This is a genomic window from Geobacillus sp. LEMMY01 (assembly GCF_002042905.1).
Lineage (GTDB): Bacteria > Bacillota > Bacilli > Bacillales > Anoxybacillaceae > Geobacillus > Geobacillus proteiniphilus.
The window spans coordinates 21,508-34,009 of the sequence record NZ_MVKA01000042.1; the positions used below are offsets into that span (position 1 = coordinate 21,508).

The following is a 12,502-nucleotide window of genomic DNA, read 5'->3' on the forward strand; positions in this document are numbered from 1 at the left end:
TTTAGAAATCAAGATCTTGTTTATGAAAGACATACAGCAAGAAAACAATCTCTAAAACATTCCATAAAGATAGAACTATGCTTATGCGATAAACCGAGTAATCTGCGAATAAATACGCCATGCTATTCAATCCGGATGGAACTATCCCCCAATTATTAAGACCCGGTAACATAAAGAATGAAAGTATGGCGAGCCCCACTAAACTATAAAACGTTTCTTTACTCAACCAAGAAATAAGAAACACAAATAGTACATAAAATGAAATTTGAAGATAGCCATTGACAAAAAAATGATAAAACACTTCAAGCAACGTGACCGAGCGATCAATCGAAACATAGAAGTCAAAAGAGAAACGCTTCAAAGAAGAAATGAATAAAGCAAGCAATGCTAAGGCGAATAAATATAATCCAATATATAACATGATCTTATGATACCATCTCCAAAACCATCGGGTGATAGACTGATAACGCAAAAGCTTGTAATACCCCATTTCCGACAATTCCTTCTGCAAGTACAATTGGACCCAATAGATGAATCCAAAATACAGAACCCAATAACATAAAAACGACTTGAAATAGAACGCTTGATTGGAACCACCTATAAACATGAAAAGAAATTGGTCCCAAATAGTTTCTCCTGCTTTTTCTCGCATACCGGACCATAATGCCATGACAATCAAGGCAATGAAAACGACATACCTCCAGCTATATCCTTTCATGTTCAAATCTAGTCGATTGACCATCCATATAAGCAGGATCATCAATCCTGTGACCATTGTAAAAGATCCCCATATATTTCCGAACTGTACAGCTCCCGAATGCAAAATCAAGTAATTGCATAAATTGAATAAGGAATGGTGAGGAAGAAGTTTAAATGACACTCCTCCATATACCCATATAAGAATCGCAGTAAATACGATAATACCCCTTTTTTTCCATTTTACATAAATGATGGCCAAAATAAGGTGAATGCAGCTAACACTTAGAATTAGCAACGCAAAATGCAACAACAATGCTAAAAAGGGGCTGTCTATAAATTTTTGCAATATTTGCGTTTCACTTAAAGAACCATCCAGCTTACTAAACGGACTCCAGCCAGCGAAAGAAGGAGCACCGATTGACAAAACTCCGCTCACTGCTCCCCAAACGATCATGGATATGCTGAGGCTTTGAATAAATCGAACTAATGTTGCATACACCCAACTTCGATAAGAACCAAATCGTATCAAAACCGTATAATCAAAATCAGATATAATAATCGAAATAGAACGATATAGAAAAACGGGTAAAATGAAATACAAAATAAGGTAAATATTACCGAAGAAGCTATGTAACAAATCCCATTTATTCAACAATAGTTTTGTTTGAAACGAAGCAACATACATATGCTCTTTCGCTCTTAATCCATATATGTAAATAACTGCTCCAAAGAGAATCCACTTGAATGTCAGCAATTCATTTACAAAATCCTTCCATTTATTCTTTACTGTCCTAGTCATGATGCTTATGCAACCTTTCCTTTAGATAGAATATCAATAGAATCACAACGAAACATAAGACGATAAATGGCACGAATACTGTCCATAAAGGTTGTTGTTGTATACTAAAAGGAAAAATCGTATAAGTAGGGGAAAATTGATCATATCCAAAAACTTGCGTAATAAAATTTCCCAACAAGTAATAGACAAACGGAATGGAAAACCCTACAAAAGGCTTCTCTAAAATCATGACGAGCAACAATCCCATTGTCGCATACATCATTCCATTCAGCCCTACCCATAGTGAGTAAAGAATTCCATATGGCAACGTGCCAAGGGCAAGCAGCTGCTCAAACGTTGTATAAGGGATAGGATTGCCATCTGTTGGATATAAACGAACAATTCCTAAATAAGGTTCAATATACATAGAAAATACAAAAGGGACGAATACGATCAAAAAGGCGAGCAAAAAAGACAGGATCGCATTGACGATCAATTTGCTAAAGAAGTAAGTCGTCAAAGGGATGCGGATACGTACATATGGAATAAAATGATTTTTCTGTTCACTTGGAAAAGAAATCGCATACACGAGAACCATGATGATCGGAAAAAGCAGCGGCACAAAATTCGAATTCAAACGCAGAAAAAGATCCAATTGTCTATAGTAAAGGTAATGATCCTTTATCAACATAAATTGGATGGCAGGCAGGACCAACACTAATGCAGCCCAAACCATACATTGACGCCAGGTAAAGACTCTGATGAATTCAACTTTCACTTGATGGCCCAACATTTTTTACACCCTTTCCCAGACTCGTTTTCATATTTAAAGAGAATGGACCATCCAAACGGTTTGGCCCATTCTCATGATGAATCAATTGCTTCTCCACTCCCCTTTTACCCTTACGTCTACCAATTGAGTAATATCCGAACTAAACTCAACTCTCGCATCCTTGCCTGATTTGATCGAATTAGGCAGTTTGAATGGACCCCCAACCGTGGCAATACGAACCCAAGGTCCAGTTCCCCCGCTATAAGAATGCACTCTTGCATCCAGTGCTTTTCCAAGTATAGATACTTTCAAATCAGCTGATGCGCCGGTAGTCGATTTGGTTTGTTGAGGAGTAAACGCATTATCATTGAACCCTGGGACAATAACGTCATAATCATCATACGTTGTTCCAGCCTGAGCCACGCCTCCTGCGGCAAGAAGTCCTGCAGCTAAAGTAAGCACAGCAAATTTCTTTTTCATTTTTAACATAGTCCTCCTCATTATTTCAAAGATAACCGGCCGGCTTTACCCTTACTGTACCAAAATAAAATTAAAAAAACATCCGTATTTTCCACAAATTTCATTGCGGAAAATACCTATTTTTTGAAATTTCGTTTACAGAGATTGATCTTTATTGTAAAATTTTAACGAATGAAGTTGAGAGAAATGGCCTCATGGATCAAAACAGCACATCACTCATCCCCTGTAAAACTCCATGTTTCACCGCAACGTGTGTTCCAACCAAATGCGTCGCTACTCGCTGCGTTTTACGGGGGGAGGGGGAGAGACAATGGTGAAAATCAACATTTTGATCATAGGGGATCATGGCCTTGTCATGGATGGCATCCGTCAGCTTTTGGAACGCGAGCCCGACTTGGAAGTAGTGGGAGCCGTCTTCTCTCCAGCCGAACTAGAGAAGGAGATCGCTCACTTCCAGCCTGATATCATTGTCATCGATGCTCCGAGCCAAAGGCAGAACAACCTCATTTGGACAAAGAACATCTCATCACGATTCCCTGCAAGCAAAGTGGTCATGTTATCGGGGGATGCCAGCGCAGAATATGTACATGCCGTCCATGAGGCAGGCGCCTATGCTTTTGTATCCAAATGCGATTCTGCCGAAACACTGATTCACGCCATTCGGGAAAGCTATCGCGGGGTGAAATCATTCCCGACTGATCTTACTTTCCATGATGGCTCGCCTCTGACCGACATGGAGTTGGACGTTCTCGATCTCATTGCTAGAGACAAAACAAATCGCGAAATCGGCGAACAACTGAACATCAGTAAACGAACCGTGGAACACCACGTGTCTTCCATTTTGCGAAAACTTCACGTCAAATCGCGGGCGGGAGCAGTCGGAAAAGCGTTTAGGCTCGGATTGCTTGAGTAACCACGTTTGGACAAGTTTATTGACCCGCCATACGTCCAAAAAGTAAAGGAGTGGATGAAAATGAATAAAGTCTTTCGTTTGCTCGTAGAAGATCTAGAACAGGAAAAAGAGAAAGCGGTCAAACAAGCCGAAAAACAAAAAGCCATCGAAATCGCAAAAAACTTGCTTGACGTTCTGCCTATTCACGAAGTCGCGAAACGAACGGGGCTGACCGTCGCCGAAGTAGCGGACTTGGCGAAGGAAATGGACCAAAATCAACCCCCAGTCCAATGACGCAAAAGAGCCGAGGCCATGCGGTTCTTTTTTTCGCACTGTTGCCGTTTCATAAAATTCAAGGTCATCACCAAAAGGTGCACTTGACCTTTCATTGACATAGAAACGTTATTGTACAGGCGAAATCATTTTTAACTTGCGTATCATGAGCGTCTTTCTGTATCAAGTACATTTTGTGGTGAAGAGCCGGGAAAAAGAACCATTTCGTGGTCAAGGACGGCTCTTCCGATTAGCAAAAGATGTATGCTACGTCTGCTTTGGCCAAAATTCCCGCCCGTACCGATACTCTTCCTCAGTATTGACATTGCGCCATACGTCTTCATCCCCGGCAAGCTGCTTGGCATCAACATAGCGAACGCGTGCGCGGTCAAGGAGCGCCGCCATCCGCCGTTCGCCGGCGTCAAGCAGCTCGGCGATCAGGTGGCTAAGTCGCCGGTGGTATAAAGCAACCAACGGTTCGGGACGGCCGCCATGGAGCGGGACGATGGCGTCAAACGTCGGATCGATATAGGAACGAAGCCGCTCCGCCACTTCCCGCCGCATGTACGGCATGTCGCACGGCAGGACGAACACCCAGTCGGCTCGGCTCTGTTCCATGACGGTGTAAATGCCGGCAAGCGGCCCACAGCCGCGGTAGCGTTCCACATCCAGCAGCACCGGGATGTCCGTTTGCCGGCGGAATTCATCGATAAGCGACGGGTGGCTGACGATGTACAGTTCATCGGCGATCGGATCGAGCGCCGCGACGGACCAAGTGAAAAACGGGGCGCCTTGGTGCAGCGCAAACGCCTTCGGCCGCCCGAACCGGCGCGACTGGCCGCCGGCCAGCACCACTCCGGCAATGGTTCGTTTCATCGTGATTCCCCTTTCCGAACCTCGTCTGTTCTTACCGTACCATACGAGCCGACGAAAAAAAAGATTTCCGCCTGCCGACGGAAATCCCGATGGACGCCTAGTTATTTTTTTCTAATCGCCACCTGCCATACGTCCGGCCCTTCCTCAAGGTATTCCCATTTGACACTCCACACGCCTAAAGGGCGTGGGATTCTTGGGTCGTTTGCGCCCTCATCCATTTCTGGTTCGGACAACGCCCAAGTTCGGGGGTGTGTCATCACCCCGTCCCATCGGGTTAGGATGTACCCCAATGGGCGGCGCACCTGTGACCAGTGCGCTAGATTAGGCGCTCAAGCCCGAAATCGCTTTGGCGATGTTAATGGCGCCATTCAAGTCAGCGTGGAGAGTGTATCCGCACTTTTGGCATCGGAAGCGGATGCCGTTTCGGTTCGCTTTCTCTCGATGCCCGCATCGGCATTTTTGGCTTGTATAGGTCGGCTTCACCCACTCCACCCGAATGCCCACCATTTCCGCTTTATAGGCAATCATCGTTTGCAATTGATGGAACGCCCAAGAATGAAGGCTTCGTCCTGCTTCTTTGGCCGATGTTGCCCGTTTCCGAATCCCTGTCAAATCTTCCATCCGAATCACGCCAACACCGTTGGCGAGGGCAAAACGGACGATTTGACGGCTGATTTTATGGTTCATATCCTTCATCCAGCGGGACTCTTTACGGCCGATTTTGCGAATCATATGAAGCTTCTTGGCTTTGCCCAACTTTCGACGCAAAGCCGCATATCGTCGGCGAATGAAAGCGCATTGGCTGCCCTTAAAAAAACAGCGATTTCGTTCCAACGCTGGCAACGGCAATATAGCGAAGTCCTAGTTCAACGCCCATTGCCTTCGTTTCTTCCCGTTGTTGGACTTCAACTGTGATCGCAACAGCCAAGTACCATTTCTTTCTCTTTTTGTAGAGCTTGGCTGCCCCTTGTTTGGCGGTTCCGTCCAACAATCGATTCAGCCATGCTTCTTGATAGGGGCGCGTGACCACCGGTACGCCAATTCGCTTCTCCAGTGTGGGGAATGAAACGGTGTAGAACTCTCCTTTCTTTTCCACCTTTGCGTTTTGATTGTTGAAGCAACACCATAATGTTCGAAACTTCTTTGTTTTCTGGTTTTTCTTTTGGGACTTCACTTCTCGAATCGTCTGATTCACGACGGCAGAAGGAAACCGCTGCGATGAAAATTCTTTAAATCGTTTGCTCGTCGCTTGATTCAGCTCGGGATGATTCAACAGCCAATTCGCAAACGCGGTATTCACTTCTGTCATCCGTTCGTACATGTCTTGTTTGACTTTCGTTGGTTTGTGCAGTTCCAGCCTTAGCGTGATCGTCGGCATGGATTCACCTCCTTGTGGCGATGACAGGATACCATTTTTTTCAGAATCATTCAATATAAGAAAACGGCTCGCTTTCATGAGGGTGTCCCAAAAGGATCGGGACACCTTCTTATTACCATATATAGGTATAAAACAATCATTAAGAAACAATATGTTGTGTTTTGTTAAAGAAAATCACCCTTTTGGGTCAGCCCCCTTATTGCCCTTTTGGAACGACTTCGCAAACAGCGATTTGCGAATCGCGGAAGCAAGAAGAGGCAACCGCCGCGATGTCGTCCATGGTAAGCGATGAAAGCGCCGGCAAAATGTCAAACAAGTTGGATCCGTAAAACGCGTAGCGCGTAAACTGGTTGGCGATGTATTCCGGCGAGTTGAGCGCGCGCAAAAAGGCGCCGATTTTTTTCTTTTTCACCCGTTCAAACTCTTCCTTTTTTATAGTCTCCGCAGCAAACGACAGCAACACCGTTTGAATTTCCGAGGCGAGCCGTTCAGCGTCCCTCGTGTCGCCGCCGACCAGAGCAAAACCGAATCCGCGCTCTTCCGTATAGTCGTACATGAACGTATCATCGATCAGCCCTTCGCGGTACAGCCGTTCATAATGCGGCGAGCTTTTTCCAAACAAATAGTCCAATGCGACGTGGAAGGCAAGCTCATGCCGAAGTTTTTGTTCGCCGGCTTCAGGAACGGACGGCGCTTTGATGCCGACAAAGCATTTGTTCGTCTGCACATGCATCGGAATCACTTTTTTCTTTTCCGCTACTGCGCTCGGTTCTTCATACGCAAACCGCTTCACTTCTGGGGCTTGCGGGAACGACTTTTTCGCCTGGTTGTCGCGGATTTGCTGCATGATTTTTTGTTCATCGACCGGGCCGACGACAAACAAAAGCATGTTGCTCGGGTGGTAAAACGTTTCGTAGCACTCATACAGCAGCTCTTTCGTAATTTGGGCGATCGATTCAACTGTGCCGGCGATGTCGATTTTGACCGGATGGTTGTGATACATGCTTTCGATGGCGCCGAAATAGACGCGCCAGTCCGGGTTGTCGTCGTACATCCGGATTTCCTGGCCGATGATCCCTTTTTCTTTTTCCACTGTCTTGTCGGAAAAGTACGGGCTTTGCACAAAATCGATCAACGTTTCCAAGTTTTTCTCGACGTTGTCGGTGCTTGAGAACAAATAGGCAGTGCGGGTGAACGTCGTAAAGGCGTTCGCCGAGGCGCCTTGTTTGCTGAACTGCTGAAACACGTCGCCGTCTTCTTTTTCAAACAGCTTATGCTCCAAAAAATGGGCGATGCCGTCCGGAACGCGCTTCATCTCCGTTTTACCGAGCGGGACGAACTGGTTGTCGACCGAACCGTAGTTCGTGGTGAATGTCGCATACGTTTTGTTGAATCCTTTTTTCGGCAAAATGTACACGTCAAGGCCGTTGTCCATTTTTTCATAAAACAGCTCTTCGTGCAGCGTCTCATACACCCGTTTTTCCATCTTCCGTCGCCTCCATTCCGGTCAAAAAGTACACCGTATCAAGCTCCACCTTGTCAGCGACGCGCACCACATCCTCGCGCGTCACTTGATCGGTGCCGGCAATCCATTCATCGATCGGGCGCTTTCGCGTTGAGACGACGTTATGGTACAACACCTCCACAAGCCCGCGCGGCGTATCGAGCGTCTCAAGCAGCTGGTTGCGGATGACCGCTTTCGTCTGCGCCATTTCTTCGTCAGTGAAATCGCCGTTTTTCATCGCCTGCATTTGCTCATCGATGATGCGGCGCGCCTTCTCATAGTTGGCCGGTTCAATGCCGGACATGACCATGAGCAGCCCTTTATGGCTCTCAAGCCTTGAGGCGGCATAATAGGCAAGGCTTGCCTTCTCGCGGACGTTGATGAACAGCTTCGAATGGGAAAAGCCGCCGAAAATGCCGTTAAACAGCTGCAAGGCGTAATAATCGTCATCCTCGTACGTCACATTCGTCCGATAGCCGATGTTGAGCTTTCCTTGCTTCACGTCTTGCCGCTCGATGACTTCGCGAACTTCCCCTTGCGGCTTGACAGAAACCGACGATGCGCGCTCCCGCTTTGGACGGTCCGGCAAAGAGAAACGCTGCTTCACCGCTGTGAGCACCGCCTCTTCAGCCACGTCGCCAATGACATATAGATCCAGCTCATCCTCGGCCAGCGCTCGTTCATAATAGCGATACAGCCCTTCCGCCGTGATGCCGTCCACGTCTTCAAGCTCGCCGTTTGGCGAGAGGGCGTACGGTTCGCCTTTGCACATTTCTTCTACAAGGCGCATGTTCGCATAGCGCATTTTGTCATCATACACCGCCTGAATGCGTTGACGGAGCGCCCGCTTTTCCTGCTCGACAATGTCGGTGACAAACCGCCCGCCATCAAGAGCCGGGCGGAAAAGAAGATCGGCCAGCAACTGAAGCGCTTTCGAAAGCAACGGCGTTTGCTCCGGCAAAAATCGTTCATTGGCGACATCGATGCGAATCGTCATGATATGATGTTCGCCTTTTTTCGTTAAATCGACGTTCAGCGTCGCCCCATACAGTTCATCCAAATAGGTGCGCAGCGCCTTAACGCTCGGATAGTCGGCCGTGCCGCTTTGCAAGACGTATGGCAAAAGCGCGCGCAGCGTGACCGTCTCTTTAGCAAGAGGGGCTTTCATTTTCCAAACGATCGTGTTCGTTTTGTACTTATCGGTCGAAATCGTATGGACGCGAACCGGTCCGACCGCTGTGACTTTTTCGTCGACCAATCCAACTCCCTCCTTACTTTTTCTCTTTGCAAACATGCACTACCTTTATTTTGACACTCCGCACGCCTAAAGGCGCGGGATTCTTGGGTCGTTTGCGCCCTCATCCATTTCTGGTTCGGACAACGCCCAAGTTCGGGGGGTGTGTCATCACCCCGTCCCATCGGGTTAAGATGTACCCCAATGGGCGGCGCACCTGTGACCAGTGCGCTAGGTTAGGCGCTCAAACCCGAAATCGCTTTGGCGATGTTGATGGCGCCATTCAGATCGGCATGAATCATATATCCGCATTTTTTGCATTGGAAGTGGATGCCGTTTCGATTCGCTTTCTCCCGATGCCCGCATCGGCATGTTTGACTTGTGTAGGTCGGATTCACCCACTCCACCCGAATGCCTGCCATTTCAGCTTTATAGGCAATCATCGTTTGCAATTGATGAAACGACCAGGAATGGAGGCTTCGTCCTGCTTCTTTTGCAGAAGCGGCTCGTTTCCGAATCCCCGTCAAATCTTCCATCCGAATCACGCCAACACCGTTGGCGAGGGCAAAGTGGACGATTTGACGGCTGATTTTATGGTTCATATCCTTCATCCAGCGGGACTCTTTACGGCCGATTTTGCGAATCATATGGAGCTTCTTGGCTTTGCCTAACTTTCGCCGCAGAGCCGCATATCGTCGGCGAATGAAGGCGCATCGGTTCCCTTTGAAAAACAACGATTTCGTTCCTACGCTGGCAACGGCGATATAACGAAGTCCCAAATCAACGCCCATTACCTTGGTTTCTTCCCGTTGTTGGACTTCAAATGTGATCGCAACAGCCAAGTACCATTTCTTTCTCTTTTTGTAGAGCTTGGCTGCCCCTTGTTTGGCGGTTCCGTCCAGCAACCGATTCAGCCATGCTTCTTGATAGGGACGCGTGACCACAGGCACGCCGACTCGCTTCTCTAATGTTGGGAATGAAACCGTGTAGAACTCTCCCTTTCGTTCGACGTTCCAATTTTGATTGTTGAAGCAACACCATAATGTTTTAAACCTTTTTACCTTCTGATGTTTCCTTTGAGACTTGACATCTCGAATCGTCTGATTCACGATGGCAGAAGGAAACCGTTGCGACGAAAACKCTTTAAATAGTTTACTCGTCGCTTGATTCAGCTCGGGATGATTCAACAGCCAATTCGCAAASGCKGTATTCACTTCTGTCATCCGTTCATACATTTCTTGTTTGACTTTCGTTGGCTTGTGCAGTTCCAGCCTTAGTGTGATCGTCGGCATGGATTCACCTCCTTGCGGCGATTACAGGATACCGTTTTGTTAGAATCATTCCATATAAGAAAACGGCTCGCTTTCATCCCACCCCTAACTAAAGGAGTGGGCTTTCTCGCTCGTATGTCTGTAATCGATTTGTTGCAAAGCCGTCCGGATATCGCCAGGAGTCTCATTCAGCAAAATACTCTCGGGAACACACACTCGGCCAAACACTCTCGTCAGTAAATCCATCCTGCCCAACTCATAAAAATCGTTTAACACATTGTTGTCCACCACCGCCCTCTTTTTATAAAGCCCCCGTATTTTCTGAACATCCATGCTCCTTATACCATCCCTTGATCATTTCTCTAGCGGTCCGCAAATCGCATCCAAGGATTTCGCATACCTTATTAATCGTAATGCTCCCCTCGAAATACGCCTGTTTCACAAAATAGGTCAATTTGCGGTTTTTTGGAATATAATCGATTGGAGCGGGTTCTTGATCTTTATACCCTTGCTCCCACAACGTTTTTCGCAAAAAGCCGTACGTCTTTTGGGAAATGTATTGTTCGTCCAATAAAGCTCTCATTAGGGCTTCAGCGCTGACAAAAAATTGGCGCTTGAGCTCAACAATCGTTTCAGTGGTAACATATCGTTTAAAATAATAGGCATATTCCCGCAACTGTTCACGGGGAATGAGAAAGTAGCTCGCAAACAACGTGGCGACTTTTTCGTTGATTTCCTTTCTTGCACTGCTGTAAGTAAGAGAACCAAGATCACTTCGATACTCCTCACGATGAAAAATAAGATGGCCAAGTTCATGAATGGCACTGAACCGTTTTCGTTCCTCAGATATTTCGTCGTGATCATTAAGGAAAATAAAAGCCCCTTTTTCTTGGGAGTAAGCCGATAAACCATCAACTTTTTTATCAATCGTTTTCAACGCGATGACATGTATACCATGGTGCTCTAAAACCGCATAAATATCACTTGGGATCACATGATCAAGGCCAAACATTTTCCTCGTTTGTTCCGCTGCTTGTCGAATGATTGTCTTATGTTCCTCCGTTAACTCATTATCAACAAGCTTTAATTTATACGTCGGGGGCAAATAAGCGACACTAGCCTCTCCAAAAGAGACAAGCAGCTCATAATAATCATTCATGATCCGATTCACTTGATTTTGATCAATCAGACGGAAGTTTTCTTTAGGGTTATCCGCACGAAACATGAAAGAAGAAATTTGTTCATGCTGATCATCTGAAGAAACGATAAAATCCTTCATCGGGATATTCAAGCGTCGTGACAGAAGAAATAATTTTGCACTGTCAGGAATTTGCTCCCCTTTTAAATATTTGGCAACTGTTTGTCTCGTCACGCCCATCATTTCGGCTAAATCCTGATTATTCAATCCCAACTCTTTTTTTACCCGATTTAGATTTTTCGCGATCGTTTGTTTAATCTCCATCATCGCACCCCCTTTATGTTAATTATTTTTAACACAAAATAGAGTCATAAACCGATATTAATGTTAATTTTTATGGTTCATCACCAAATTTTGTGATTTAGTGACAAAAAAGAGAAAGCACTGACGAGATCCTGGCAATAATGTTAGCGGTGAAATCAACATTAAGGAGGTCTCGTAAGTGCTTTCTATACCACTAGGATTGCCAGAATTTAAAGTGATTAAACAAGAACTTCTTTCCTATGGTTATGCGATTCATGTAGAGAAAACAGAGACACAGGAACGTTGCCCTCATTGTGGGTTTGCCACTTCCTCTGTCCACGACAGACGGACAAGAAAAGTACGGGATTTGGCGATTTTCCATCAACCGGTGTACTTGTTCGTAAAGGTAAAGCGCTATCGGTGCTGGAATTGTTCCCAAGTGTTTTCCGCCTCTTTGGAATCGATTCMACCCAATCAACACTACACCAATCGATTTTGTGAGTACTTGTATGAACTTTGTGAAGGCTCCACCATTCAAGAGGTTAGCCGAAAGCACCGCATCCCATATACGACATTGGAACGCATCTATTACTCCATCGCATCGAAAAAAGCAAAAGAGCGTCAAACAGCGATAGAAGCATCTTCTCAAGAAGAGATGGTGCTTAGCTTAGATGAAATCGCGGTAAAAAAGGGACATCAGTATGAAACCGTATTGATGGATGCCAAAGCTGGATCGGTCATGGGAATGCATGCCGATCGCCAATGTGACTCCGCCATCCACTTGTTGAGCCAAAATGTCCTGTCGAAAGAAAGGGTCCAAACGGTGATTCTTGACATGTGGGAACCTTATCATAAGGCGGTTCGTGCCCTGTTTCCATCGTCGATCGTCATAGATAAGTACCAT

General features: G+C 46.1%; 10 protein-coding genes and 2 pseudogenes. 3 read left to right on the forward strand and 9 right to left on the reverse strand.

From position 1 onward, the window contains the following. Position 1 precedes the first annotated feature (1 nt). From B1A75_RS16910 to B1A75_RS16920, 3 genes are all read right to left on the reverse strand, one after another. Positions 2-1,498 (reverse strand): permease, encoded by a 1,497-nt coding sequence (locus tag B1A75_RS16910; protein WP_074043024.1) that lies wholly within the window; start codon positions 1,496-1,498, stop codon positions 2-4. After that, positions 1,491-2,270 (reverse strand): ABC transporter permease, encoded by a 780-nt coding sequence (locus B1A75_RS16915; RefSeq protein ID WP_074043025.1) that lies wholly within the window; start codon positions 2,268-2,270, stop codon positions 1,491-1,493. Before B1A75_RS16915 ends, B1A75_RS16910 begins: the two co-directional genes overlap by 8 nt. Positions 2,271-2,351: 81 nt before the next feature. Further along, positions 2,352-2,738: a hypothetical protein gene (locus B1A75_RS16920; RefSeq protein ID WP_239691182.1), complete on the reverse strand. Its 387-nt coding sequence runs from the start codon at positions 2,736-2,738 to the stop codon at positions 2,352-2,354. 301 nt (positions 2,739-3,039) lie between these two features. Between B1A75_RS16920 and B1A75_RS16925 the strand changes: the two genes are divergently transcribed. Continuing rightward, the gene (locus tag B1A75_RS16925) at positions 3,040-3,642 is read left to right on the forward strand and encodes a response regulator transcription factor (RefSeq protein ID WP_074043026.1); all 603 of its coding nucleotides are present in this window, start codon (positions 3,040-3,042) and stop codon (positions 3,640-3,642) included. Between the two features lie 9 nt (positions 3,643-3,651). Then, positions 3,652-3,915: pseudogene (locus B1A75_RS16930) on the forward strand (transcriptional regulator); the annotation flags it as partial. A 246-nt stretch (positions 3,916-4,161) separates the two neighbouring features. Here the strand turns inward: B1A75_RS16930 and B1A75_RS16935 are convergent. The 6 genes and pseudogenes from B1A75_RS16935 to B1A75_RS16965 all read right to left on the reverse strand — a co-directional run bounded on the left by B1A75_RS16935 (position 4,162) and on the right by B1A75_RS16965 (position 11,619). Continuing rightward, positions 4,162-4,770 (reverse strand): molybdenum cofactor guanylyltransferase, encoded by a 609-nt coding sequence (locus B1A75_RS16935; RefSeq protein WP_074043027.1) that lies wholly within the window; start codon positions 4,768-4,770, stop codon positions 4,162-4,164. A gap of 321 nt (positions 4,771-5,091) precedes the next feature. Further along, a pseudogene (locus B1A75_RS16940) lies at positions 5,092-6,148 on the reverse strand (RNA-guided endonuclease TnpB family protein). Between the two features lie 196 nt (positions 6,149-6,344). After that, complete coding sequence (gene yfmH / locus B1A75_RS16945) at positions 6,345-7,634, reverse strand: EF-P 5-aminopentanol modification-associated protein YfmH (RefSeq protein ID WP_074043402.1); 1,290 nt, start codon at positions 7,632-7,634, stop codon at positions 6,345-6,347. Beyond that, a complete protein-coding gene (gene yfmF / locus B1A75_RS16950; RefSeq protein WP_074043403.1) occupies positions 7,615-8,910 on the reverse strand; it encodes an EF-P 5-aminopentanol modification-associated protein YfmF in 1,296 nt (431 codons plus the stop codon). Before yfmF ends, yfmH begins: the two co-directional genes overlap by 20 nt. A gap of 212 nt (positions 8,911-9,122) precedes the next feature. Continuing rightward, positions 9,123-10,178, reverse strand: a complete 1,056-nt coding sequence (locus B1A75_RS16955; RefSeq protein WP_079936569.1) for an RNA-guided endonuclease TnpB family protein — start codon at positions 10,176-10,178, stop codon at positions 9,123-9,125. 280 nt (positions 10,179-10,458) lie between these two features. Next, positions 10,459-11,619, reverse strand: coding sequence for a helix-turn-helix domain-containing protein (locus B1A75_RS16965; RefSeq protein ID WP_074044401.1), 1,161 nt, complete (start codon positions 11,617-11,619; stop codon positions 10,459-10,461). 178 nt (positions 11,620-11,797) lie between these two features. Between B1A75_RS16965 and B1A75_RS16970 the strand changes: the two genes are divergently transcribed. After that, a partial coding sequence (locus tag B1A75_RS16970; RefSeq protein ID WP_139761757.1) for a transposase occupies positions 11,798-12,502 on the forward strand: 705 nt, incomplete at its 3' end.